Genomic DNA, 24154 nt, shown 5'->3' with positions numbered 1-24154 from the left:
GGCGCAGCGGCCTCGCGCGCGCCGTGGTGGCGCGGGCGGCCGCGATCGTGGTGCGGCCGCCGCTCGTCGGAGCGGCCGCCGGGTCGCCAGACCTCGACCAATACAGGCTCGCTCGGCGCGTCGGGCTTGGCTTCCGCCGCCGCTTGCTCCGCTGCGGCATCAGTCGCCACCGGCTCGCCGGCGGCTTCGGGCGCGATTGTCGCTTGCTCCGGCGCGGTTTCGTCGGCTGCAGGCTTCGATGCGGTTTCGATCGCCGCGGCAGGCGCTTCGGCAATTTCTGCGATCGGCGCGACATCGGGCAGCATCGCCGCCGATGCCGAAGGTTCGCTGGCAGACGGATCGCTCGGGGATGGATCGCTCGGAGACAGATCGGGGGCGACCGGCGATTCCGCGGCGACTGCGTCGGCCGGCGTCTCGCTGATGTTCTCGGCCGGCGGCGCTTCAGCGGATGTCGCTTCAGCGGATGCCGCCTCAGCGGGCGTCGTCTCGGCCGCTGCCACGGCGGCGGGCTTCGGCGGCAATGGCGGGCGGCGTTCCATGCGGTAGCCGAGCGCGCGCAGCACCGAGGCGAAGTCCTCGCCGGCGGAGCCGGTCAGCGAGGTCATCGCCTGCGTCACCACAAAGCCGCGGCCGTCGAACGCGCCGGCGGGCTTGGCGCCGGGCGAGGATTCGCGCCAGGCCAGCGCGGGACGGATCAGGTCGGCCAGCCGCTCCAGGATGTCCACGCGCACCGCGCGCTCGCCGCACTGGCGATAGCCCAGCACGCGGTAGGCGTCGCGGGCGAGCTGCTTGTCGGCCGGGAACGAGGTGCGCCCGCTCGCCGCCAGATGCTGCGCGCCCGACAGCGCGGCCATGTCGACGTTTTCCTGTTTCTCGGCCCACAGCAGCGAGGCGAGCGCGCGCGCGGCGGGCTTGAGCAGCGCCGGCAGATAGATGTGGTAGGCGCCGAAGCGCACGCCGTATTTACGCAAGGTCGCGCGCGAGGCCTGGTCGAGATCCTTCATCTCGGCGGAAATCTTGGCGCGCTCCAGCACGCCCAGCGCCTCGACCAGCTGGAACGCGATGCCGCGCCCGATCCCGGTGATGTCCTCGGCCTTGGCAAGCCCGAACAGCGGTCCCAGCAGCTTTTCGATATGCGTCTTCAGCCACAGCTCGAGCCGCGCCTGCACCGCCTCGCGCGAGGCACCGGAAAGCCGCTCGTCGGCGATGATGCGAAGCCGCGGATGCAGCGCGTCGTCGGCGGCGACCAGCCTGGCGACGGCGTCGCCGGTCCAGCGGATGGTGCCGTCGGAGGCCAGCACGAACTGGTCGTCGGGGGCGCTTGAGAGCTTGCCGGCGCGGGCATCGATCTCGCCGGCCAGCACCTGCTGCGCCGCTGCCTGCAACGCCTTGGCGTCGGAGCCGGCTTCCGCCGCATCGGGCGCGAAGGTGAAGCCGTCGAGACGACCGATCGCATGGCCTTCGACGATCACTTCGCCGGTCTTGCCGATTTCCGTATTCAAAACTGAGTTCTCCCGCAGGCGGCGCATCAATACACTGGTACGGCGGTCAACGAAACGCTCCGTAAGCCGTTCATGCAGCGCATCGGATAATTTATTTTCGACCTCGCGGGCGATGCCCTGCCAGTGCTCGGGGTCGGACAGCCAGTCCGGCCGGTTGGCGACGAAGGTCCAGGTGCGGATCTGCGCGATCCGGCCCGACAGCGTGTCGATGTCGCCGGTGACGCGGTCGGCCTGGTCGATCTGGGCGCCGAACCAGTCGTCGGGAATGACGCCCTTGTTCATCAGGAAGCCATAGAGCGTGGTGACGAGTTCAGCATGGGCGGCGGGCGCCAGCCGCCGGTAATCCGGGATCTGGCAGGCGTCCCACAGCCGCTCCACCGCCGCCGCGCCATGCGCCATGTCGCGCACCTCGCCGTCGCGCGCGGCGTGGTCGAGCACGCGCAGGTCCTCCGCGATCGGTGCCCGGGTCAGCGCCTCGTGGCCGGGCGAGAGCGCCAGCGACACCTGCAGCGCGCCGAGCGAGGCAAAATCCAGCTTTGAATTGCGCCATTGCAGCGTCTTGACGCTGTCGAAGCTGTGGTTCTGCAGCGCGTTCACCAGTTCCGGCTCGAACGGCGCGCAGCGCCCGGTGGTGCCGAAGGTGCCGTTGCGGGTGGCGCGCCCGGCGCGGCCGGCGATCTGGGCGAACTCCGAGGGGTTGAGCCGGCGGAACTGGTAGCCGTCATATTTGCGGTCGGAGGCAAAGGCGACGTGGTCGACGTCGAGGTTGAGCCCCATGCCGACGGCGTCGGTGGCGACGAGATAATCGACGTCGCCGTTCTGGAACATCTCGACCTGGGCGTTGCGGGTGCGCGGCGACAGCGAGCCCAGCACCACCGCGGCGCCGCCGTGCTGGCGGCGGATCAGTTCGGCGATGGCGTAGACTTCATCAGCCGAAAACGCCACGATCGCGGTGCGGCGGGGCTGGCGGGTGATCTTGCGGTCGCCGGCGAATTCGAGCTGCGACAGCCGCGGCCTGGTCACGATCGAGGCGCCCGGCAAGAGCCGCTCGATGATCGGGCGCATGGTGGCGGCCCCGAGCAGCAGCGTCTCGTCGCGGCCGCGCCGGTGCAGGATGCGGTCGGTGAAGACATGGCCGCGTTCGAGATCGGCGGCGATCTGGATTTCATCGACGGCGAGGAAGCTGACGTCGATATCCCGCGGCATCGCCTCCACGGTCGAGACCCAGTAGCGCGGGTTCTTCGGCTTGATCTTCTCCTCGCCGGTGATCAGCGCAACGCTCTCAGCGCCGGCGCGCGCGGCGATCTTGTTGTAGACCTCGCGCGCCAGCAGCCGCAGCGGCAGGCCGATGATCCCCGAGGAATGCCCCAGCATCCGCTCGATCGCCAGATGGGTCTTGCCGGTGTTGGTCGGTCCCAGCACGGCGGTGACGCCGGCGCCGGGCGCGCGGTCATGGGCGAAGGAGGAAGGTGAGAAAGCCATGTGTTGCGGGTGTTTCTTTTTTTCCGCGGCAAAATCGTCATTGCGAGGCGCGCAGCGCCGAAGCAATGACGCAGGCCTCACGAAGAGCGAAGCCCTTTTGCTGGCGCGGCGTCAAATCCGCCGATTGTGTTTCATAATGCGACGCAAGGCGGTCGCGGCTTAAGCTCTGGAACGAGTCTGGAACAAATCGCGCCCGAATCGCTGACTCCTCCCGAGACACCATCCGTTCACCGCAACATCCAGCGTTGCCGTGCTCAAGGCGACACTAGATCAAGTTTGCCGGGGCGCCACAAGGCGAGGATATCGGCTGGAATCCTTAAAGCAAAAGCCGGCGCGGAGTCGAATCAGAATCGGTGAAGAGTCAAGCCTCTCTGTCTCGGTCATTCCGGGGCGCGAAGCGAACCCGGAATCTCGAGATTCTCAGGTGCGCAATTGCGCACCATAGTTCGCGCTTTCGCGCGCCCCGGAATGACGTGGGGTGATTCCGGAATGACGGGTGGGTGATGAACGGCGGCGGCTGGCGCTCACTGCGTCTTCGCCACCCGCGGCGGCGTCGCGGTGGCGACAAAGGAGGTGGCTTCCAGCATCGCCGGCCCGAGCGGGGTCGGGATCGAGATGCGGAACGGAACCAGGATGCGGGTGCCCGATATCGGCACGAAGGCGATCTCGATCCGCCGCTCGGCGGCGAGGTATTTGATCACCGGCCGGTCGGGGATGTAGCCCGCGACCGGGGTGAAATAGACAGCGCAGACCACGGCGGGGCCGTGATAGCCGCGCTCGGCCTTGACGGTTTCCATCCGCTTGTAGTCGAGCTTGAGGTCGTAGCGCAGCCTTCCGTCGAAAATGCCGGTTCCGGTGCGGCAGGCCTCGGGCGACAGCACCTCGCCATTGCCGGGCACCCGCAGCATCGATCCAGTCATCGGATCGAACACGCCCTTGCGGTGCGCGTCGGTGATGGCGATCCGGTCCGGATCGACCGGCGGCTCCGGATCGATCGAGAATTCCTTGACGGCGCCGTTGGCCAGCACCATGCGGATGGTTTCGGACTTCTTCTGCGTGGTGGTGGTGGCGGTGTAGGCGCTGGCGACCAGCGCACCATTGACAACGCGGCCCTGGCTGGCGCCGGAACCGCTGCCGCCGGAAAACGCCTTCATCAGTCCTGACGTGCCGCCCTGGGCCGAGGCCAAGAACGCGTCGTCGCCGATGTCGATGGTCCAGGCGCCTTTGCCGACCGGGATGCCCGACAGCGTCGCCTCGTACTGCGCCTCCAGCCGCCCCTGCGCCAACGCCTGCGACGTCAGCCAGACCAGGGCGAGCACGGTGGCGGACAGTCCGAGAAGGAGCCTGATGTTGGGTGAAACGGCGGGACTGGTGGTCACGTCATGCGGTTCCCGGAATCGACGCAAGCTCATGGTCATCTCGTCAGCAGAGTCATCTGGTCAGCAAAATCACGCAAAAAACGCGAGGTGTCCTGAAAATGCACGCCTTCGGACCGCATGCCGGCCCGCGTTCGGCGGGCCACGTCCTCATGATAGAGGAGGTCATGATGTCGGCGGCGATTGCGCCGTTTATATGGTTCGCCCAAGCCGCTGGAAAGCTTTGTGAAAGCCTTGTCTTTTCAGGCTGACGGACGGATTCAGGCTGCCGAAAACCTTGACCGTCAGGCCGTCTGCCCCTATAGGTCCGCGGTTCCTGAAAATGGACGCGATTTAGCACCCCTGCGAGCGGCCGCGAGACGCGCTGGCCTGTGGCGGGGACGACAGAGGATTTCTCAAGATGTCCCGGCGCTGTGAACTGACGGCCAAGGGCCCCCAGACGGGCCACAAGGTGAGCCACTCCAACACCAAGACCAAGCGGCGCTTCCTGCCGAACCTGTGCAACGTCACTTTGATCTCGGACGCGCTCGGCCGCAACGTGCGCCTGCGCGTCTCGACCAACGCGCTGAAGAGCGTCGACCACAATGGCGGCCTCGACAAGTTCCTGATGAAGGCCAAGGCCGACATGCTCTCCCCTCGCGCGCTGGATCTGAAGCGCGCGATCGAGAAGAAGGTCGGCAAGCCAGTGTTCGTGAAGAAGGCGCTGCGGGCGTAAGCGCTCTCCGTCGCCGCGCAAGGACTGGCAAGAGATTGGAACGGCCGGGTCGAGACCCGGCCGTTTTCTTGTTTTGCAAAGCGCCGCACTCGCCCAGCCCTCGTGGCCGGGCTTGACCCGGCCACAGGGCCGGCACACGCGGCGGAGGAAGCGTTAGGACAAGGGTGGGCCCCATGCCGGCGACGCCGCGTTGCTTTGCATGGGGTTGTTTTCGATATTTTGGTCGGCAGGCTTGCATTCCCCGCGCCCTCGTCTTTCCTGGGGCGCAAACCGACCGGCACGCCTCGGCCGATCCGCGCCTTCAAGCAAGAACGAGGCCGCTTCGCCTCACCTCTCCCGCTTGCGGGGGAGGTCGACGCGCGCGTGGCGCGCGGCGGGTGGGGGAAACCCTCTCCGCTCGACCAGCGCGTTATGCGGAAGCAACCCCACCCATAGCCCATGCTGCGCATCGGCGTTCTTGAACCAAGGACGGCGGCCGTAGGCCGCCTACGCCTCCGCCGCAAGCGGGAGAGGGGGCGGGCTATCGCGATGACCTGCACTCTCCCCATTCAAATCCGCTTCGCCAGCCGCCCGGCCTCGATCGCCGCGATCTGGGCGGCGATGTAGCGGCTGTAGATGCGGGCCTGCGAGAACGCGCCGCCGACAAACCACAGCCCCGCCTGCGGCGTGCGCGTCCACATGTTGCGAAGCTCGCTGGTGTTCTCGTCAAAGCCCCAGACCCGGCCGACCCGGCGCGCGACCTCGGCGCCGAACAATTGCTGCAGCAGATGATCGGGGCCCTTGTAGCCGGTGGCGAGCACGATCAGCTCGGCCCGGCGCGTCGTGCCGTCGGCAAGCCGGAGGCCATCGGCGGCGAAGCCCGCGATGTCGGCGGCCTGGATCAGTTTGATGCTGCCGTCGGCGATCAGCTCCGACGCCCCGACGTTGAAGTAATAGCCGCCGCCGCGGGTGCGGAATTTCAGCGGCCAGCCGGTGCCGTCCTCGCCGAATTCGAGGCGGAAGCCGGCGGCTTCGAGCCGCGCCAGCAGCGGCGCGTCCAGCCGCTTCACCTCGGCGGTGACGAGCTTGTGCGCGGCCTTCATCACCGGCAGCGGCACCCCGGAATTGAGGATGTCCCTTATGGCAAGCGGCGGGCCGTCGCCGAGATAGGTCTTGTCGTAGAGCTGCGCCGGCTCGACATTGACGACCATGGTCGGGCTGCGCTGCGCCATGGTGACGTCGGCGCCGGCGGCATGCAGTTCCTGGCAGATGTCGTGGGCGCTGGTGCCGGTGCCGAACACGACCACGGGGCGGCCGGCCCATTGCCGGCCCGCGCTGAAGCGGCTGGAATGCAACACCTCGCCGCCAAATTTCTCGATGCCGGGAATCTGCGGGATGTTCGGCGCGCCGCTGACGCTGGTGGCGAGCACAATATGTTTTGGGGAAAGCGTGCGCGCCGCGCCGTCGCGGGTCAGCCGCGCGCGCCAGCGCTGCGAGACCTCGTCATAGCTGGCGCCTTCGAATTCGCAACCGGTCCAGAAATCGACCTCCATGATGTCGACATAGCTCTCCAGCCAGTTGGCGATCTTGTCCTTGGGAATGTAGTCCGGGAAGGTCGGCGGGAACGGCAGGTAGCGCAAATGGTTGACCGGCGTCTTGTTGTGCAGCTTCAGCCCGCGGTAGCGCAGCCGCCAATTGTCGCCGACCCGCGCCATGCGGTCGACCACCAGCGCCGAGAGCCCGATCCGGTTGGCCTCGACCGCGACCGAGATGCCGGCATGGCCGCCGCCGACGATCAGGACGTCGGGATCGCGGTCTGTATAGGCGGCGCGCGCCTGCCGCGCTTCCAGCCAGTCGGGGCCGGCGAAGTCGCGGAGCTGGGATGGCGCCGCGGCGGCGTTGGCGCCGAGGTCGCAGCGGCGGTCGAAGTCGAGCGAGGCGGAGAGGGTCCAGGCCTGCGCGCGGCCATCGGCGCCCGGCAACAGCCGCAGCGCGCCATAGCCGGGGCCGTCGTCGGTCGCGAACGAAAAGATCGCCTCGATCACCTCGCGGCCGGCGACGACGCTGAGGCGCGGCGCCAGCGCCGCCGCATCGATCCGGAAATCGCGGGCGCCGGCCTCGCCGGCACGCGCCAGCAATTCGGCCACCACCGTCGGCCGGCCGCTGAAGGTCGCGAACTGCCAGGAGATGCCGAACAGGTTGCGCCAGTGGCTGTCTTCGACAAAAAGCGCCGTCAATTCGCTTGCCGAGCGGCCCGCCAGCGCCGCGCCAAAGGCGTCGATCCAGCGCTGCGTGGTTTCGCGGAGCGATTGCTCAGGCGGCAGACCCGGCCGGTCCAGCATGGCGGCGTTTCCCGTTGTTGTTGTCCGCCATCCAAGCGCAGGTTTTGCCCGGCCGCAATCGTCGGTTTTACCAACCCTTCAGCAATTGCCCATAAAGTTTCGCGGGCTGCCAGAACCGGCTTCCAAACGCTCAGGACGAGCGATGCTCGAACCATCCATCGCCGATGAAATCGAGGCGGCCTTCAAGGCCGGCTCGGCGGAAAAGCATCTCGAAACCGTCAGGCGGGTGACCGACCTGTTTCTGCTGTCCGCCGACGGCTATTCCGGCGAGCAGATCGAGCTGTTCGGCGACGTGCTGGAACGCCTGATCAAGACCATCGAGATTCGCGCGCTGGCCGATGTCAGCGCCCGGATCGCGCTCGCCGAATTGAGCGCGCAGTTCGCCGCCATCAAGCAGGCGCCGCCGGCCGTGATCCGGCGGCTGGCGCAGAACGATGAGATATCGGTGGCGCGGCCGGTGCTGACGGAATCGGCGCGGCTGACGGCGGAGGATCTGGTCGAACTCGCACAGACCAAGGGCGAAGCGCATCTGCTCGCCATTTCCGGCCGCTGGTGGCTGACCGAAATCGTCACCGATGCGCTGCTGGCGCGGCGTTATCCTTCCGTCAGCCGGCGGCTGGTCGCCAATCCCGGCGCGCGGATGTCGGCGGCTGGTTACGCGATCGTGCTGGCGCAGGCCGAGGCCGACCCTGACCTGGCGGTCGAGACCGGCGTTCGCGTCGATCTGCCGGTCGAACTGCGGCGGCAATTGCTGCGCGAGGCGACCGAGGCCGTCCGCACCCGGCTGCTGGCGCGCGCCCCGCCGCATCTGTTCGAGGAGATCCGCAGCGCCATTGCGGCTGCCGCGGCCGGCGCCAACCGTGAGATGGCGCGGGCGCGCGACTTCACCGCGGCGCAACGCTTCGTCGCGGCGCTGGCCCGACACGGCAAGCTCGACGAAGCGGCGCTGGCCGGCTTTGCCAAGGCACGAAAATATGCCGAGACGGTCGCGGCCCTTGCCGAACTGTCGGGCGCCAGCATCGAGGTGATCCGTCCGGTGATGCAGAGCCTGCGCGACGACGGCGTACTGATCCCCTGCCGGGTCGCCGGTCTCGCCTGGGAAACCGTCGCCGCCGTCCTCGACAGCCGTTTCGCCTCCGGCACGATGGGTCGGCACGAACTCGCCAGGAGCCGCGATCAATACGCCAGGCTGACACCGGAAAACGCCCGCCGCCTGCTGCGGTTCTGGCAGGTACGGCAGAACGAGACGCCGGCCCGGCCGAACTGAGCGGAATTCGACGCGCCGAGGCCGAAGCAATCCCTCCCGCCATCAGGCAAGAAGAATTGCTTCGCCGCGATCGCATCGCACCCGGCAATCAGAGGCTCGACTTCAGCGTCTCACGCCGCCCGGATCAGGTCGGCGTTAAGGTGCTTCAGCCGCGGCATCACTTCCTGCTTCAACAGCCGCAGCGAATTGTGCCAGGCTTCGGGCTTGTGCTTGTAGTCGAAGCCGAACACCAGCAGCGTGCCGAAGCCGCCGACCTCGCGATAGATCTTCTCGATCTTCTCGGTGACGGTCGCAGGCGAGCCGACGATCCAGTTGTGACGGGCGCAATACTCGACGGTGACGTCGCTGTCGGGCACGTCGGGCGTGGCCTTGAGGTAGTCCTTGAAGCCGAAATGACCGAGCAGGGGCAGGAAATACTCGCCCATCATCCGGCCCATCATGTCGCCGGTGGAAAGCTTCCAGGCTTCGGCGTCGGTATCGGCGACGAACACCTCGCGCACCAGCCGCCAGTCCTGCCGGCTCGGCTTGCGGCCGGTCTTGGCGGCGCCGATCTCGACCGATTCCCAATGGCTGCCGACATAGGCCGGATTGAGGTTGAGGCTCATCGGAATGTAGCCGCGCTCGCCGGCGAGCTTGAGCGTGTCCGAGCCCTTGGAGAGACCGGCGACGCCGATCGGCGGATGCGGCGCCTGTTTCGGCTTGATGTGCGGCTTGAGGAAGTCGAACATGGTGTCAGGCTTGGTCACCGTCCAGAACTTGCCGTTGTGGGTCCACGGGCCGTCCTGGGTCCACATCTTCAGGATGATCTCCAGCGCCTCGCGGGTCATGTCGCGGTTCTGGCCGGACATGCCGTCGACGTTGAACATCGCCCAGTCGCTGGGCAAGCCGCTGGCGGCGACGCCGAAGTTCAGCCGCCCGTCAGAGAGATGATCCAGCATCGCGACACGGTTGGCGAGTTCGGCGGGGTGGTGATAGGGCAGCAGGAAGCCGCCGGGGCCGAGGCGGATGTTCTTGGTCTGCAGGAACGCCTGCGCCAGCAGCAGGTCGGGCGCGGGATGCGGCTCCCAGGGCGCGGTGTGATGCTCGCCGATCCAGGCTTCCTGATAGCCGAGCTCGTCGAGCCATCGCAGCACCTGCAGGTCCCAGTCGTGACCCTCCTTCAATCCGCACTCCGGCGGATGCGAGGGCATCGTGAAGTATCCGATCTCCATAGGACGTTCTCCCGCTGTATGTCATTCACAACGCGTCTGTCGCGCGTACACGACAGCATAGCACGCCGACCGTGTGGCCGAGATATGACAAATCCTTGAGGCAGAGTTTCGCGCGACGGAGTGACGCGCTAGCGCGGGACGGCGCTTTTCGAATCGTCATCCCGCTCTAGCTATTTGTTTGAGCATGATCTTTTCGGAGAACCGCCGCACGCTTTTCCCGATCAGTTCTAACGCGTCCCGAACGTCGTCGCGCCGAACAGCGATTTCTGCGTCGAAGGTTGCGAGCGCCAGTATTGCGGCGGGGCATAGACCTCGCCACCGAGTTCGGCCGCGGCGTGCCAGCCCCAGCGCGGGTCGTAGAGCATGCCGCGGGCCAGCGCGACCATGTCGGCCTTGCCGGACGCCACGATGTCTTCGGCCTGCTTCGGCTCCGTGATCAGGCCGACCGCAATGGTGGTGAGACCTGTGGCCTCCCTGATCGCCTGCGCGAACGGCACCTGGTAGCCCGGACCGAGCGGTATCTTCTGCAGCGGCGACACCCCGCCCGAGGAGGCGTCGATCCAGTCGACGCCGCGCTTCTTCAATTCACCCGCGAATTCGATGGTTTGCGCCAGATCCCAGCCGCCCTCGACCCAGTCGGTCGAGGAAACGCGGATGCCGACCGGCTTGTTGGACGGAAACGCGGCACGAACGGCATCGAACACTTCGAGCGGAAAGCGCATCCGGTTTGCCAGCGAGCCGCCGTACTGGTCGGTGCGCTGGTTGGCGATCGGCGACAGGAACTGATGCAGCAGGTAGCCATGCGCGGAATGCACCTCGATGGCGTCGATGCCGAGCCGCTCGGTCCGCTTCGCTGCCGCAGCAAACGCCTCGCGCACCCGCTTCAATCCTGCCGCGTCGAACGCCAAAGGCGGCGTCTCGCCCTCCTTGTGCGGGATGGCCGACGGCCCCTCAGCAAGCCAGCCGCCCTCGGCCACCGGGATCAACTGGCCGCCATCCCACGGCGTGTGGCTGGAGGCCTTGCGGCCGGCATGGGCCAGTTGCATCATCACCGCGCTTTTCGAGCGCTTGCGCACCGAGGCCAGAATCGGTTTCAGCGCGGCTTCGGTGGCGTCATTCCAAAGGCCGAGGCAACCCGGCGTGATGCGCCCATTGGCCTCCACCGCCGTGGCCTCGATGCAGAATACCGCGGCGCCCGACAGCGCCAGCGAGTTGATATGGGTGAAGTGCCAGTCGTTGGCCTCCCCGTCCACCGCGGAATACTGGCACATCGGCGCCACCATGATCCGGTTGGATAGAGTGAGGCCGCGCAGCTTGATCGGGGAAAACAGAACGCTCATGGGAGGTTATTCCGGACAAGAGGAAACTTCACTCTCTCTAGCGAGCCCTTCCCCCCGCCTCAACCCGTTGCGACTGCAACCCTCCCCCTCCTCTTTGGTGTTCGCCGACCTTGATCGGTTCTGGATTGGCTCGTCTAGGCCGTCACGGGGCGACGCTACGCCACCAGCGTGAACTGCAGCAGCAGATTGCGCTGGATCATCGAGAAATTGTCATCGGAGACCAGCGTCAGAACCGTGTCGCCCTCGGATGTGACGTGGACGTCGATGGCTTCCAGATTGTCGATCTCATAGCCAAGGTCCGCGTTGAAAATCGAGGGGCCATCGATGACCGTACCGGGCGCGACCGAGGCAAGCGGGATGCGCCGGATGCGGACGCCGACCCCGCCCAGCCAGGAAAATCTCCGCTCCAGCACCAGCAGGTCGCCGGAGGGCAGCAGCGCCGCATCGCTGACGTCAAAATCGTCGCTGCGGCGAACGCCGAACTGGCCTGATGTCTTGCCGCCGATCAGGAACCCAATGATGTTGCCCTGCGCGTCGAGGCCCCGTTCCGAGATCGCGATCAGCGTCCCCGCCAGCGCAAAACCCCGGGGCACCAGCACCAGCGCCTCGATCCCCTTGTTGTTGGGCAGGTGGCGCGCCGCCGGCGGCAGCGGGACCAGTTCGCCATGGGCGCGCGTCGATCCCCTGGCGAAGTCGAACCGCAGCACCCGGTTGACACGTTCGATAGCGACATAGACCACCGAGCCATCGAGCGCGATGGCCTCGGTGTCGTACCAGCCGCGCGAGGTGAGCGGCTTGCCGTCCGGACCCAGGATCGGCGCGGCCTCGACCTCCGCGAGCCCCGTCATCTCGCGGCCGCTATAGGCAATGCGGCCGGTAAACCAGCCTCCCTTGTCGCTGATGGCGATGAAGCGCTCGCCCCTGGCGTCAAGGCGCAGGCCCGACAGGCCGCCAAAGCCGCGGAATCGCGAGGTCAGGATCAACCCGCTGCGATACTCCAGCGACCCGAACCGCACATGCGAGCGATCACGGGTGTCGAACGAGGGAATCGGCCGGGCATTGACCTCGATTGAGACCGGCGCGGTGACGGCGAACTCGTCAGGGCCGGCCGGCTTCGGCCGCGGCTGAGCCGTGCTCTGAGGCCACGCCACGCCCGGCATCGACGCTGCCGAAACTCCGGCCGCAGCATGGGCCAGGAAGCGGCGGCGGCCGATGAGTGATCGCATGCGGTCAGGAATGCAAGCGGCGTGGCCGGCGGCTGGATGCGGGCGCGGCGCCGTGGGTCTCGCTGAACAATTCGGCAAGCTTCTCGGTGATGGCGCCGCCGAGTTCCTCGGCATCGACAATGGTGACCGCGCGGCGGTAATAGCGCGTCACGTCGTGACCGATTCCGATCGCTATCAGTTCGACCGGCGAACGGGTCTCGATCTCCTCGATGATGTGGCGCAGGTGCCGTTCCAGGTAGTTGCCGGGATTGACCGACAGCGTGGAATCATCGACCGGCGCGCCGTCGGAGATCATCATCAGTATCTTGCGCTGTTCGGATCGGCCGAGCAGCCGCTTGTGGGCCCAGTCCAGCGCCTCACCGTCGATATTTTCCTTCAACAGCCCCTCGCGCATCATCAGGCCGAGATTCTTCCGCGACCGCCGCCAGGGTGCATCGGCGGATTTGTAGATGATGTGGCGCAGATCGTTCAGCCGGCCGGGATTAGCCGGCTTGCCGGCGGCAAGCCACGCCTCGCGCGACTGCCCGCCCTTCCAGGCGCGCGTGGTGAAGCCGAGAATCTCGACCTTGACGCCGCAGCGCTCCAGCGTGCGCGCCAGGATATCGGCGCAGGTCGCCGCCACCGTGATCGGGCGGCCGCGCATCGAGCCGGAATTGTCCAACAGCAGCGTCACCACGGTGTCGCGGAAGGTCGCCTCCTTCTCGTGCATGAAGGACAGCGGGTGATAGGGATCGGTGACCACGCGCGACAGCCGCGCCGGATCCAGCATGCCTTCCTCAAGATCGAACTCCCAGGCGCGGTTCTGCTGCGCCATCAGGCGGCGCTGCAGCCGGTTCGCCAGCCGCGCGACGATGCCCTGCAGATGCGCCAGCTGCTTGTCGAGATAAGAGCGCAGTCGTTCCAGCTCGTCATGGTCGCAGAGGTCTTCGGCCGCGATCACCTCGTCGAACTTCGGCGCAAAGGCGTGATATTCCGGCCCGCGCGGCTCGTTGACGCCGCGCGTATTCGGCCGCGTCGCCTCGCCCGGGGTTTCGTCGTCGCCAAGCTCGCCATCGTCGAACGTGTCCGACGTGGAAGCCTGCGCGCTTTCCATCGCGCTCTCCGACATTTCGTCGGTGGAGGCCTGCGCCTGGTCGGCGCTCATTTCCTGCGCCGCGTCGGAATCGGGCGAACCTTCGGCGCCGGACTGGTCGTTTTCGCCGTCCTGATTCTCGTCCTGATTCTCGTCGTCATCGGCATCCGCGTTGCGGTCATCGCCAAGGTCGAGCGCCGACAACAGGTCATGCACGAGATCGCCGAACCTGGCCTGGTCTTCGGTAACGCGGCTGAGTTGGTCGAGCCGCGTGCCGATCTTGTCCTCCAGCACCGGACGCCAGAGATCGACCATCTTGCGCGCCGCCGCGGGCGGCGCCATGCCGGTCAGCCGCTCGCGCACCAGCATCGCCAGCGCATCCGACAGCGGCGCGTCGGCGCGGTCGGTGATCTCGTCATACTTGCCGCGATGGAAGTGGTCGTCGAGCATGGCGGTGAGGTTCTTGGCCACCCCCGCCATCCGGCGCGAGCCGATGGCCTCGACCCGGGCCTGTTCGATGGCCTCGAATACGCCGCGCGCCTGCGGATTTCCCGGCATCAGCTTGCGGTGGACCTTGGGGTCGTGACAGGCGAGCTTGAGCGCGATCGAGTCGGCGTGGCCGCGCACGATTGCAGCATCCCGCTTGGTCATCTTGCGGGCCGGCTCCGGCAGCCGCGCCTTGCCCGGCGCGAGGCCGGGGCGTTCGGCCGCGAACGTCACCTCCAGCTCCGGCGCCTTGGCGATGGCGCGCAGGCACGACGTCACCGCGCGCTTGAACGGCTCGGTCGGCGCTTCCTTCGATCCGGTCCGGAATTTGGAGTTGGATGTGCTCATAGCGCTTTCGTAAACCAATGCCGCGTGACGCCGTCGGGATAGCCTTTGATCGAACCGAATTCCTCGTAGCCGCAGGCGCGGTAGAAGCCCGGCGCCTGAAAACTCATCGTGTCGAGATAAGACCGCTTGGCCCCAAACTTTCTCGCCTCGTCCTCAATCGCCCTTATCAGCCTGGTTCCATAATCCTTGCCGCGAAGCTTTTGCTCCATCCAGAACAGCTGGATAAACAGCACCGTGGTCCAGACCTCTCCGACAATCCCGCCGATGATCTTGTCGCCTTCCCGCAGCGAGATGGCGAAGCGTTTGTATTTCTGCTTCCCCATCTTTTCGGTGTTGTAGCCGATCAGCCCGCCGAGCACCGCCTTCTTGGTTTTTCCAATGGTGCGCTCGATGGCAATTCTCGGCATGGGCTAGCTGAGCGCCACGTTCACCGAGCTCTCGGCGAGTTCCTGGTTGAAGCAGCGCTGATAGAATTCAGCCACCAGCGGCCGCTCCAGCTCGTCGCACTTGTTGAGGAAGGTGACGCGGAACGAAAAGCCGATATCGTTGAAGATATCGGCATTCTCGGCCCAAGTGATCACCGTGCGCGGGCTCATCACCGTCGACAGGTCGCCATTGGAGAACGCGTTGCGGGTGAGATCGGCCAGCCGCACCATCTTGTTGACGATGTCACGGCCCTCCTGCGTGCGGTAGTGCTTCGCCTTGGCCAGCACGATCTCGACTTCCTCATCATGCGCCAGGTAGTTCAGCGTGGTGACGATCGACCAGCGGTCCATCTGGCCCTGGTTGATCTGCTGGGTGCCGTGATAGAGGCCGGAAGTATCGCCGAGGCCGACCGTGTTGGCGGTCGAGAACAGCCGGAACGCCGGGTGCGGCTTGATCACCTTGTTCTGGTCCAGCAGCGTCAGCCGGCCGGAAACTTCCAGCACGCGCTGGATCACGAACATCACGTCGGGGCGGCCGGCGTCATACTCGTCGAACACCAGCGCGATGTTGTGCTGAAGCGCCCAGGGCAGAATGCCGTCGCGGAATTCCGTCACCTGCTTGCCGTCCCGCACGACGATCGAGTCCTTGCCGACGAGGTCGATACGGCTGATGTGGCTGTCGAGGTTGACGCGAACGCAAGGCCAGTTCAGCCGTGCCGCGACCTGCTCGATGTGGGTCGATTTGCCGGTGCCGTGATAGCCGGTGACCATGACACGCCGGTTCCTGGCAAAACCGGCCAGGATCGCGAGCGTCGTGGCGCGATCGAAGCGGTAGTCCGCATCGACTTCCGGCACATGCGGATCGACTTCGGAATAGGCAGGCACTTCGAGATCGCTGTCGATGCCGAAAACCTGCCGCACCGACACCTTCATGTCTGGCAGACCGGTGATATCCGAAACTTTGCTCATGGCGGCGGTCGTCATCAATCCTCCGAGGTCCCGGGCGTTCCCGAAACCAGATCTGTTGAATGGCTGCGGATGAGGGCTAAAACCAACCTATCAGAGAGCGGCGACCGGCAGAAGCCCGCGCCGTAATCAAAGTTCCCTCGCCTTATCATCAAGATAAGCCATCTGTCCGGTTTTTGGAGGGCTGCCCTGCGATTCCCGCCGCACTTTCGCGCGCTTGCCAGCCGGCGGCTCGGCAAATCCGGGCCCGGCGGCTGGTCGCGGCGCCTCGGTCACGGCCGGACCGCGCCACGTCCGGGCGCCGGACCGACATAGCGGGCGCGAGGCCGGATCAGCCCGCCGTGACGCAATTGCTCGCAGGCATGGGCGATCCACCCCACGGTGCGCGCCATCGCAAACAGCACGAGTTCATGGCCGGGAGCCAGGCCAAGGGTGCGGACCAGCACCGCCAGCGCATAATCGATATTGACGAACTCGCCGGTTGCTTCCGCGATCCGCTCTGGAATTTCGTGGGTGAGCTTGCGCTCGGCGCCGGCGCGCGCCAGCGCTGCCAGCAGGGCCCGGGCGCGCGGATCGCCGCGCTGGTAGACGCCGTGGCCGAAGCCCGCGAAGCGCTCGCCGAGCGCGACGCGCTCGCGAATGACCGGAGCGACGTCGCGCTCGGCGAGCGTCTTCAGGAGCTGCGCCGCCAGCACGCCCGCGCCACCGTGCCGGGGACCCTTCAGCGCCACAAGACCGGCGATGACCGCATCGTACAGGTTCAATCCGGTCGATGCCGCGCAGCGCACGGTGAAGGTCGAGGCGTTCAATTCATGATCGGCCAGCAGCACCAGCGCGCGTCGGACCAGGTCCGGGGCGTGTTTGTTGTCGGGCGCCCAGCCACGCGCGATCTGCAAGTGCAGTGGTTTCGCCGATGGTTCCGCATTCAGCATGGTCGCAACCACCAGCCGCATGATGCGGCCGCCGACCATCGCGCGCCCCTCGTCCGCGCGGGTAAAGGCACGCGGATCGGCGCTGGACGCGAGCGCCAGAACCGCAATGGTGCGGTCGATCGCGCCGGCCTTCCGCGTGATCTCTGCGACGCCGCGCATTTCGTCCGACACGACCGGGCAGTTGTCCTGATCGAACGGATCGACGCCGGCGATGTCCCATAACAGTGTCGCGGCATGTTCCAGCGTGTCGCGTTCGGCGAGATCGACGCACTTGACGCCGCGATAGACCGGGCCTTCCTCGGTGATGGTGGCCACGGCCGAATCCAGCACTGGCAGATCGGCATCGAAGCTGCGCAGTCCGCGCGGCTCGGGCGACGGCGTCCGCCGCGCCTTTAACGTCCTGATGTCCTCGGCCCGGTAGCGATGGCTTCGGGAATCCGGCGACGGCTCGGAGCGGATCAGCCCGCGGCTGACATAGGCGTAGAGTGTCGCCGGCGAGATCGCGAGCTCGGCGGCGGCCTCGCGGGCGGAGAGGTAAAGCCCGGTGGATTTTTTCATATTGATTTACATAATCAAGATTGATCAATGTGTCGAGAGGGCCGACCTTTGGGAGCAGCCAAAGGGAGTGCGCTTATGAACATGCAGCTTTCGAAGACCCCGATCGGCCTCGACGGCGTTGCCGCCGCCGAGACCGTGCTGAGCCATGTCGATGGCGGGCGCGGCGAACTGATCATCGCCGGCGAGCGCGTCGGCGATCTCGCCCGAAAAACTGGCTTCGAGGGCGTAACCGCGCGGTTGTGGAGCGGCGGCACCGGCCAGCCGGTCAGTGAGGCCGAGGTGCGCGCCGCACTCGGGGCGGGACGCGCCCGCGCTTTCGCCCGCCTTCCGGACCTGCTCGGCATCACGCGCGGACTATCCATCGTCGACGGCTTCCGGGCCGCGATCGCGGGCCTGCGCGCCGAAGCCGGCCTGATGCACGAGGCCGCGATCGTCGGCGCGTTTCCGGTGATCGCCGGCGCCCTGGTCCGGCGCGCCGGCGGTCACGATCCGGTCGCGCCCGATCCCACCATCAGTCATGCCGCCGACACGTTGTCGATGATGCTCGGCGGCAAGCCGGGTGCGGCCGAGGTGGCGGCCCTCGACGCCTATTTCGTCACGGTGTGCGACCACGGCATGAACGCATCGACATTCACGACGCGGGTGGTGGCCTCGACCCAGGCCGATCTGTTCGCGGCCGTCACGGCCGGCTATTGCGCGCTGACCGGACCGCTGCATGGCGGCGCCCCCGAACCAGTGCTGGAAATGCTGGACGCGATCGGATCAGCCGAGCGCATCAAGCCGTGGGTCGACAACGCGCTTGCCCGTGGCGAACGGCTGATGGGGTTCGGTCACCGCATCTACCGCGTCCGCGATCCCCGCGCCGATGTGCTCAAGGGCGCGATCGAGCGGCTGGTCGGCGATGGCGGCAAGCTGCCCTTCGCCGGCGAGGTCGAGGCCTATATCCGCGACGCGCTGCGGCGGAAAAATCCGGAGCGCCCGCTCGACACCAATGTGGAGTTCTTCACCGCGATCCTGCTCGACGGGCTGAAAATCCCGCGGCAGGCGTTTACGCCGATGTTCGCGGTGGCGCGCGCCGCCGGCTGGACCGCGCACGCCCGCGAACAGCAGCGCGGCGGCCGGCTGATTCGGCCGAGTTCGGCGTATATTGGCGCGATGCCGGATTGACTTGCGACGGTCGCTACGCGCCGCGCACCACGGTCTTGAGGTAATTGTAGGCCTTGATGACTTCGATCAGGCGGTCCTCGGTGGAGCGGTCGCCGCCATTGGCGTCGGGGTGGTGCTGCTTGACCAGCGCCTTGTACTTCGCCTTGACCTCTACGAGGGTGGCTTCCGCGGTCAGCCCCATCACGTGCAACGCCTTGCGTTCGGCATTCATGACCTTGCGGGTTTCAACCTTCGTTTCGCTGCCAGGTCCCGGCCGCCAGCGGCCGCGACCGTTGAGTTCGGAGATCATGCTGAACGGATCGGCCGCCCCATCCAGGTCCTCCGCAGCCTGCTTGCCCTTCTTGCCGGCGGTGTTGGCGCCCATCTTCCAGGTCGGGCGATGGCCGGTCAGCGCATCCTTCTGGTAGCGCGCGACGGCATCGGCGTTCATGCCCTGGAAGAAATTGTAGGACTGGTTGTATTCGCGGACGTGGTTGAGACAGAAATGAAAGTACTCGCGGGAATTCTCACGGCCCTTGGGCGCGCGGTGCGGTCCCTTGTTCGGGCACCCCGCCCATTCGCACATGGCGGCTTCCTCGCGCGCCTGCGCCTGCTGCTTCGCGCTCAGCTTGTTGGGCTTGATGCGAATGGAATCGAAGAACTTGGATGAATCAATTGCCATGGCTGACTTTGACTACGCAATCCCCGAGGCTTCAAGTCTTGACATTGCGAATACCTCGCTTCGAATACGCCATTGACGGCAAGCGGATGCAGACGTATCTGCCGGCCTCATGAACACCAGGGACACCATCATAAACAAGTTGCGTGAAGCTTTCCTGCCGGAAAGCCTCGACGTCACCGACGAATCCCATCTTCATGAGGGCCATGCCGGCCACAGGCCGGGCGGCGAGACGCACTTCAGGGTGTATATCGTATCGCCGGCCTTCGAAGGGAAGAGCCGGGTCGAACGCCACCGCATGGTAAATGCGACGCTGGCGGCGGAACTGGCGGGTTCCGTCCACGCGCTGGCGATCCGGGCGCTGGCGCCGCGGGAGAGCGATCGCTAGCCGAACCAGCCTTGCGCGACGGTCGGGCGCCCTCCGAATCGGGCGCGGACGCCCTGACGATGCCGCGGCTATGAAGGCCGTCAGAACGCCGTGCCGGCCCGTCGCGGCTTCGGGCCCTCAGCCTCGGATTTGCGCGGCAGCGGCACGATCTTCAGCGCGGTGATGCGGTTGCGCTCGCGGCGGAGCACGCGAAAGCGGAAACCGTGGAAGGTAAAACTCTGGCCGCGATCGGGGATCGAACGCGCTTCATGAATCACCAGGCCGGCGACCGTCGTCGCCTCCTCGTCCGGCAGGTGCCAGTTCATGGCGCGGTTGAGATCGCGGATCGGCACCGACCCGTCGACCACGACGGAACCGTCGGGCTGGGCGCGGACGCCCGCCACCACCACGTCGTGCTCGTCGGAAATGTCGCCGACGATTTCTTCCAGGATGTCTTCCAGCGTCACCATGCCTTCGACTTCGCCATACTCGTCGACGACCAGCGCGAAGTGGGTCTTGCGGCGGCGGAACGCCTTGAGCTGCTCGGACAGCGGCCGCATCTCCGGCACGAACCACGGCGGCAGCATGATGGCCGAAGCATTGATGAGCGAGGTATCGCCTTCGGAAGCGCGAATCGCGCGCAGCAGGTCCTTGGCGTGCAGCACGCCGACGATATTCTCCGGCCTGTCGCGCCACAGCGGGATGCGGGTGTATTCGGTGGCCAGAACCTCGCGCACCAGTTCGTCCGGGGGCAAGTCGGCATTGATCATCACCATCGCGGTGCGATGGACCATAACGTCCGACACCGCGAGGTCGCCAAAACGGAAGACGTTCTGGATATACTCGGCCTCGCCGCTCTCGATCCCGCCATGCACGGCCGATTCCTCCACCAGCCCCTCGATCTCGGAGTCGGTCAGGATTTCATGCTGGGAGGATTCCTGCACGCCGAGCATGCGCAGGATCCCCCGCGACACGGTGTTGAGCAGCCAGTTCAGCGGGTAGAACACCAGATAGGACAGATAGAGCGGATAGGCGATCCATTGCGAGACCGGCATCGGCTGCCTGATCGCCAGCGTCTTCGGCACCTGCTCGCCGATGACGATGTGCAGTGAGGCGAAGATCAGGAACCCGGTCAGGAACGACACGAAGTGCAGGGTCGATGGCGACATTCCGAGCGGGAGCAACACCGGTTCGAGCAGCGCCGAAACGGTCGGCTCGCCGACCCAGCCGAGGCCGAGCGAGGCCATGGTGATCCCGAGCTGGCAGCATGCGAGATAGGCCTCGATGTTGCTCATCATTTCCTGCAGCAGGCGCGCGCCGAAGCGGTTTTGCTCCGCCATCACCTTGATGCGAAACCCGCGGCTCTTCACCAGCGCGAACTCGGCGGCCACGTAGAACGCGTTGGCGGCGAGCAGCAGGAGCGCCAGCAGCAGGTTGGATGCGGTCGAACTCATGCGGGCTCCGCGACGGAACCGGCCCGGCGTGGCCCGTCGCCCAGGATAGGCTTTGACAATCCCGTTCTCATTCCGACAGCTTCCGTTGCAGAAAGGCGCGAACCAAAGCCGGATCGACGTCGTTTGCCACCACGGCGCGCCCGATCGCCTCCAGCAGAATCAGCGTCAGCTTGCCGCGCTTGACCTTCTTGTCCTGGGCCATCAGCGCCATCAGCGCGTCGGCGTCCGAAAGCCCCTCCTGGCTGAAGCCCGCGATGTCCTGCAAGCGGGTCGGCAAACCTGCAGCAGCAAGGTGGGTTTGAACGCGGGCAACGTCAGCGGCGGGGATCATGCCGAGATCAGCGGAGAATTCCGCCGCCAGCACCATGCCCACGGCAACGCCTTCGCCATGGAACAGGCGGTCGGAAAACCCGGTCGCGGCCTCCAGCGCATGGCCGAAAGTATGGCCGAGGTTGAGCAGCGCACGCTCGCCGGTTTCGCGCTCGTCACGCGAGACAATCGCGGCCTTGGCGCGGCAGGATGTCGCGATCGCATGCTCGCGCGCCGCGCCGCCGGAAAAGATGTCGGCATGGTTGGCTTCTAGCCAGGCGAAGAAGGCCTGGTCGCCGAGGACGCCGTACTTGGCGACTTCGGCATAACCGGCGCGAAACTGGCGCGGCGACAGCGTGTCCAGCACCGAGGTGTCGGCGACGACCAGAACCGGCTGGTGGAAGGCGCCGAGCAGATTCTTGCCCTGCGGCGAATTGATGCCGGTCTTGCCGCCGACCGAGGAATCCACCTGCGCCAGCAGCGAGGTCGGCACCTGTACGAAGTCGACGCCGCGGCGCAGGACGGCCGCCGCAAAGCCGGCGAGATCGCCGACCACGCCGCCGCCAAGCGCTATCACCAGATCGTTGCGCTCAATCTTCGCCGCGATCAGGGCTTCGCTGACCTGTTCCAGGCCGGCATAGGTTTTCGACCCCTCGCCTTCGTCGACGATCACGCGCGATGCGGCAATGCCGGCTTCCGCCAGCGAGCTCTCGGTTTGCGCAAGCCAATGCCTGGCCACGGTGCGATCGGTCACGACGGCCGCGCGGGCGCCCGGTCGCAACGCCGCCACGCGCGCGCCCAGCGACTGCAGCACGCCGCGGCCGATCACAATGTCATAGGCGCGCTCGCCGAGCGCGACCTCGACGGTCATGTCGGCGGGTGGCTTAAGTGGCGCGGTCATGGCGATCCGTCCATGGGTTGCCGGGTCGCCGGCACAAAGTCTGCTGTGCAAGGCATCGATGCATTCTTCGACAATGCGGTCGTGCGGCACGTCCCGCGAGGCGATCGTCAGGTCGGCGCTCTGGTAGACGGGGTCACGCAGTTCGAGCAGGCGACTGACCGTGGCAGCCGGATCCTCGGTTTGCAGCAGCGGACGATCGACACGGCGTTTAACCCGCTTCATGATCGTTTCGGCATCCGCCTTGAGCCAGATCGACACCGCCTTGTCGCGGATGCGGTTGCGGGTTTCCTCGCGCATGAAGGCGCCGCCGCCGGTGGCGATCACGGCCGGACCGCTGTCGAGCAGCCGCGCGATCACCCGCGCCTCGCCGTCCCGAAAGTAAGGCTCGCCGCGGCTCTCGAAGATTTCCGGGATGGTCATGCAGGCCGCGGCTTCGATCTCGCTATCGGCATCGAGAAACGGCAGTTGCAGCCGCGCGCCCAGCCGACGGCCGATGGTCGACTTGCCGGCGCCCATCATGCCCACGAGCACAATCGAACGCTGTCCCAGCGCCGAGGCGATATCGGCCTCCGGAGACGGGCTCGCTTGCGCCGGTGCGGCGGTTTCGGACATCAACAACCCTGTGGGCTTACGGGACATTTCCGCTTGGCGTCACCTATACTACCCGCATCAATGCCGATGCCAGAGACTCTTGCCACGGGGATGCGAACATGGTGGATGATTCCATTGGTTAATTCGCCGCCCTGAGCCTCCCCATGCCCAGTTTGCTCCGCTTTCTGACGGTCGTCGGCGTCATCGCCGGGCTGATCTATGGCGCGATTTTCGCGCTCGCGAATTTCGTTACCCCGAAGCCACGCGAGATGACCGTCACCATCCCCGCAGACAGGTTCCTCAAGAAATAGCCGCTATCGTCAGGTCGGGTGTGGTGAAGTCGGGGGAAAGCGGCGGCCTTGCTTCCGCGGCGGAGATGGAGACGGCATGCGTTCCGGCAAGGCGGCCTCGGATGAAAAGCTGATCCACCTGTTCCTCGACATGCTCGCGGCCGAACAGGGGGCGGGCGACAATACGCTCGACGCCTATCGCCACGACCTTACGGACCTCTCCGATTTTCTCGGCCGCGCCGGGCAAAGCCTGACCCGCGCCGGCACCGACGTGCTGCGGGACTACCTCGCCGACCTCGATACGCGCGGCTTCAAATCATCGAGCGTGGCGCGGCGGCTTTCGGCGATGCGGCACCTGTTCCGCTTTCTCCTGAACGAGCGCATCCGCAACGACGATCCGGCGGCGATCCTGTCCGGCCCGAAGCGCGGCCGTGGCCTGCCGAAGGTGTTGTCGATCGCGGACGTCGACAGAATGCTGACCCGCGCCAAGGAGCTGACGCAGGCAGCGAATGCTTCGCCGCAGCAGCGCCTGCGCGCACTACGGCTGCATTGCCTGCTGGAAGTGCTCTACGCCACCGGCTTGCGCGTCTCCGAATTGGTGGCGCTGCCGCTGTCGGCCTCGCGCCGCGACATCCGCATGATCGTGGTGCGCGGCAAGGGCAACAAGGAACGGCTGGTGCCGCTGAACGAGGCGTCGCGGCAGGCCATGGCGGATTACCTTTCGGCGATGGAAGCGCTGAAGCCCGAAAAGCAGAAAAACGCAGCAAGCTCGCCATGGCTGTTTCCCTCGTTCGGCGAAAGCGGCCACCTGACGCGGCAGCACTTCGCCCGCGACCTGAAGGAACTGGCGGCGGCATCGGGCCTCGCGCCCCGGCTGGTGTCGCCGCACGTCCTGCGCCACGCCTTCGCCAGCCACCTGCTGCACAACGGCGCCGACCTGCGCATCGTGCAGACGCTGCTTGGTCATACCGACATCTCGACCACGCAAATCTATACCCATGTGGTCGAGGAGCGGCTGAAGAGTCTGGTGCGCGACCTGCATCCGCTGGCGGAGAAGTGAGCGCGGCATCCACTACGGCATCCGTAAACGTGACAGCGCGCCTTGACTTCCGCGGCTTCTCCCCTGAAACAGCCTTGTGTCCCGCCCGCAGCCTGGTTTGGCGCGTTTTCGGCAAGCCCGGATCATCCGG

At 66.3% G+C, this 24154-nt stretch carries 19 protein-coding genes and 1 pseudogene; 6 read left to right on the top strand and 14 right to left on the bottom strand.

Features of this window, described 5'->3' with window-relative positions:
• Positions 1 to 2984 (bottom strand): helicase-related protein (locus tag Q0D31_RS08180; protein ID WP_291848122.1); only part of this gene is annotated, 2984 nt, incomplete at its 3' end.
• A 524-nt stretch (positions 2985 to 3508) separates the two neighbouring features.
• Positions 3509 to 4396, bottom strand: a complete 888-nt coding sequence (locus Q0D31_RS08175) for a DUF3108 domain-containing protein (RefSeq protein ID WP_291848119.1) — start codon at positions 4394 to 4396, stop codon at positions 3509 to 3511.
• Positions 4397 to 4760: 364 nt separating this feature from the next.
• On the opposite strand from Q0D31_RS08175, the gene rpmB reads away from it, so the two are divergent.
• Positions 4761 to 5075, top strand: a complete 315-nt coding sequence (gene rpmB / locus Q0D31_RS08170; protein ID WP_291848115.1) for a 50S ribosomal protein L28 — start codon at positions 4761 to 4763, stop codon at positions 5073 to 5075.
• A gap of 548 nt (positions 5076 to 5623) precedes the next feature.
• Here the strand turns inward: rpmB and Q0D31_RS08165 are convergent.
• Positions 5624 to 7396: an NAD(P)/FAD-dependent oxidoreductase gene (locus Q0D31_RS08165; protein ID WP_291848112.1), complete on the bottom strand. Its 1773-nt coding sequence runs from the start codon at positions 7394 to 7396 to the stop codon at positions 5624 to 5626.
• A 142-nt stretch (positions 7397 to 7538) separates the two neighbouring features.
• Here Q0D31_RS08165 and Q0D31_RS08160 point away from each other — a divergent pair, with 142 nt between their 5' ends.
• Entirely contained in the window at positions 7539 to 8663 is a 1125-nt protein-coding gene (locus Q0D31_RS08160) for a DUF2336 domain-containing protein (RefSeq protein ID WP_291848109.1), read from the top strand.
• Between the two features lie 110 nt (positions 8664 to 8773).
• Here the strand turns inward: Q0D31_RS08160 and Q0D31_RS08155 are convergent, their stop codons facing one another.
• From Q0D31_RS08155 to Q0D31_RS08125, 7 genes are all read right to left on the bottom strand, one after another.
• Positions 8774 to 9874, bottom strand: coding sequence for an LLM class flavin-dependent oxidoreductase (locus tag Q0D31_RS08155; RefSeq protein ID WP_291848106.1), 1101 nt, complete (start codon positions 9872 to 9874; stop codon positions 8774 to 8776).
• A 227-nt stretch (positions 9875 to 10101) separates the two neighbouring features.
• A complete protein-coding gene (locus tag Q0D31_RS08150) occupies positions 10102 to 11214 on the bottom strand; it encodes an NADH:flavin oxidoreductase/NADH oxidase (RefSeq protein ID WP_291848103.1) in 1113 nt (370 codons plus the stop codon).
• Between the two features lie 155 nt (positions 11215 to 11369).
• The gene (locus Q0D31_RS08145) at positions 11370 to 12440 is read right to left on the bottom strand and encodes an esterase-like activity of phytase family protein (RefSeq protein ID WP_291848100.1); all 1071 of its coding nucleotides are present in this window, start codon (positions 12438 to 12440) and stop codon (positions 11370 to 11372) included.
• 4 nt (positions 12441 to 12444) lie between these two features.
• Positions 12445 to 14346, bottom strand: coding sequence for a cobaltochelatase subunit CobT (gene cobT / locus Q0D31_RS08140; RefSeq protein ID WP_291848097.1), 1902 nt, complete (start codon positions 14344 to 14346; stop codon positions 12445 to 12447).
• Positions 14343 to 14753, bottom strand: coding sequence for a GNAT family N-acetyltransferase (locus Q0D31_RS08135; protein WP_291848094.1), 411 nt, complete (start codon positions 14751 to 14753; stop codon positions 14343 to 14345). Before Q0D31_RS08135 ends, cobT begins: the two co-directional genes overlap by 4 nt.
• 3 nt (positions 14754 to 14756) lie before the next feature.
• Positions 14757 to 15755, bottom strand: coding sequence for a cobaltochelatase subunit CobS (gene cobS, locus Q0D31_RS08130; RefSeq protein ID WP_291848091.1), 999 nt, complete (start codon positions 15753 to 15755; stop codon positions 14757 to 14759).
• Positions 15756 to 16009: 254 nt separating this feature from the next.
• Positions 16010 to 17227: a citrate synthase family protein gene (locus Q0D31_RS08125; RefSeq protein ID WP_291848088.1), complete on the bottom strand. Its 1218-nt coding sequence runs from the start codon at positions 17225 to 17227 to the stop codon at positions 16010 to 16012.
• A 75-nt stretch (positions 17228 to 17302) separates the two neighbouring features.
• On the opposite strand from Q0D31_RS08125, the gene Q0D31_RS08120 reads away from it, so the two are divergent.
• Positions 17303 to 18394 (top strand): citrate synthase/methylcitrate synthase, encoded by a 1092-nt coding sequence (locus tag Q0D31_RS08120; protein ID WP_291848085.1) that lies wholly within the window; start codon positions 17303 to 17305, stop codon positions 18392 to 18394.
• Between the two features lie 13 nt (positions 18395 to 18407).
• Here the strand turns inward: Q0D31_RS08120 and Q0D31_RS08115 are convergent, their stop codons facing one another.
• The gene (locus tag Q0D31_RS08115) at positions 18408 to 19055 is read right to left on the bottom strand and encodes a DnaJ domain-containing protein (RefSeq protein ID WP_291848082.1); all 648 of its coding nucleotides are present in this window, start codon (positions 19053 to 19055) and stop codon (positions 18408 to 18410) included.
• Positions 19056 to 19164: 109 nt separating this feature from the next.
• Here Q0D31_RS08115 and Q0D31_RS08110 point away from each other — a divergent pair, with 109 nt between their 5' ends.
• A complete protein-coding gene (locus Q0D31_RS08110) occupies positions 19165 to 19440 on the top strand; it encodes a BolA family protein (RefSeq protein WP_291848078.1) in 276 nt (91 codons plus the stop codon).
• 80 nt (positions 19441 to 19520) lie between these two features.
• Here the strand turns inward: Q0D31_RS08110 and Q0D31_RS08105 are convergent, their stop codons facing one another.
• The 3 genes and pseudogenes from Q0D31_RS08105 to Q0D31_RS08095 form a co-directional block, all read right to left on the bottom strand.
• Positions 19521 to 20873: a hemolysin family protein gene (locus Q0D31_RS08105; RefSeq protein WP_291848076.1), complete on the bottom strand. Its 1353-nt coding sequence runs from the start codon at positions 20871 to 20873 to the stop codon at positions 19521 to 19523.
• A gap of 67 nt (positions 20874 to 20940) precedes the next feature.
• The gene (gene aroB / locus Q0D31_RS08100) at positions 20941 to 22083 is read right to left on the bottom strand and encodes a 3-dehydroquinate synthase (RefSeq protein ID WP_291848182.1); all 1143 of its coding nucleotides are present in this window, start codon (positions 22081 to 22083) and stop codon (positions 20941 to 20943) included.
• Between the two features lie 42 nt (positions 22084 to 22125).
• A pseudogene (locus Q0D31_RS08095) lies at positions 22126 to 22695 on the bottom strand (shikimate kinase); the annotation flags it as partial.
• Positions 22696 to 22838: 143 nt separating this feature from the next.
• Between Q0D31_RS08095 and Q0D31_RS08090 the strand changes: the two are divergent.
• Positions 22839 to 22985 carry a histidine kinase gene (locus Q0D31_RS08090; protein ID WP_291848073.1) on the top strand — a complete coding sequence of 49 codons (147 nt, stop codon included), beginning with the start codon at positions 22839 to 22841 and terminating at the stop codon, positions 22983 to 22985.
• Positions 22986 to 23061: 76 nt separating this feature from the next.
• Entirely contained in the window at positions 23062 to 24024 is a 963-nt protein-coding gene (gene xerD, locus Q0D31_RS08085) for a site-specific tyrosine recombinase XerD (RefSeq protein ID WP_291848070.1), read from the top strand.
• Positions 24025 to 24154: the final 130 nt, after the last annotated feature.

The sequence above is a fragment of the Bradyrhizobium sp. genome (assembly GCF_022844465.1).
In the GTDB taxonomy this organism is placed as follows: domain Bacteria; phylum Pseudomonadota; class Alphaproteobacteria; order Rhizobiales; family Xanthobacteraceae; genus Bradyrhizobium.
This window is presented reverse-complemented; position numbering and strand designations above follow the sequence as displayed.

Excerpts from the sequence above, each read along its gene's own strand:
- Q0D31_RS08175 (WP_291848119.1), bottom strand. The coding sequence starts at position 4,396 with ATGAGCTTGCGTCGATTCCGGGAACCGCATGACGTGACCACCAGTCCC.
- rpmB (WP_291848115.1), top strand. The coding sequence starts at position 4,761 with ATGTCCCGGCGCTGTGAACTGACGGCCAAGGGCCCCCAGACGGGCCAC.
- Q0D31_RS08165 (WP_291848112.1), bottom strand. The coding sequence starts at position 7,396 with ATGCTGGACCGGCCGGGTCTGCCGCCTGAGCAATCGCTCCGCGAAACC.
- Q0D31_RS08160 (WP_291848109.1), top strand. The coding sequence starts at position 7,539 with ATGCTCGAACCATCCATCGCCGATGAAATCGAGGCGGCCTTCAAGGCC.
- Q0D31_RS08155 (WP_291848106.1), bottom strand. The coding sequence starts at position 9,874 with ATGGAGATCGGATACTTCACGATGCCCTCGCATCCGCCGGAGTGCGGA.
- Q0D31_RS08150 (WP_291848103.1), bottom strand. The coding sequence starts at position 11,214 with ATGAGCGTTCTGTTTTCCCCGATCAAGCTGCGCGGCCTCACTCTATCC.
- Q0D31_RS08145 (WP_291848100.1), bottom strand. The coding sequence starts at position 12,440 with ATGCGATCACTCATCGGCCGCCGCCGCTTCCTGGCCCATGCTGCGGCC.
- cobT (WP_291848097.1), bottom strand. The coding sequence starts at position 14,346 with ATGAGCACATCCAACTCCAAATTCCGGACCGGATCGAAGGAAGCGCCG.
- Q0D31_RS08135 (WP_291848094.1), bottom strand. The coding sequence starts at position 14,753 with ATGCCGAGAATTGCCATCGAGCGCACCATTGGAAAAACCAAGAAGGCG.
- cobS (WP_291848091.1), bottom strand. The coding sequence starts at position 15,755 with ATGACGACCGCCGCCATGAGCAAAGTTTCGGATATCACCGGTCTGCCA.
- Q0D31_RS08125 (WP_291848088.1), bottom strand. The coding sequence starts at position 17,227 with ATGAAAAAATCCACCGGGCTTTACCTCTCCGCCCGCGAGGCCGCCGCC.
- Q0D31_RS08120 (WP_291848085.1), top strand. The coding sequence starts at position 17,303 with ATGAACATGCAGCTTTCGAAGACCCCGATCGGCCTCGACGGCGTTGCC.
- Q0D31_RS08115 (WP_291848082.1), bottom strand. The coding sequence starts at position 19,055 with ATGGCAATTGATTCATCCAAGTTCTTCGATTCCATTCGCATCAAGCCC.
- Q0D31_RS08110 (WP_291848078.1), top strand. The coding sequence starts at position 19,165 with ATGAACACCAGGGACACCATCATAAACAAGTTGCGTGAAGCTTTCCTG.
- Q0D31_RS08105 (WP_291848076.1), bottom strand. The coding sequence starts at position 20,873 with ATGAGTTCGACCGCATCCAACCTGCTGCTGGCGCTCCTGCTGCTCGCC.
- aroB (WP_291848182.1), bottom strand. The coding sequence starts at position 22,083 with ATGACCGCGCCACTTAAGCCACCCGCCGACATGACCGTCGAGGTCGCG.
- Q0D31_RS08090 (WP_291848073.1), top strand. The coding sequence starts at position 22,839 with ATGCCCAGTTTGCTCCGCTTTCTGACGGTCGTCGGCGTCATCGCCGGG.
- xerD (WP_291848070.1), top strand. The coding sequence starts at position 23,062 with ATGCGTTCCGGCAAGGCGGCCTCGGATGAAAAGCTGATCCACCTGTTC.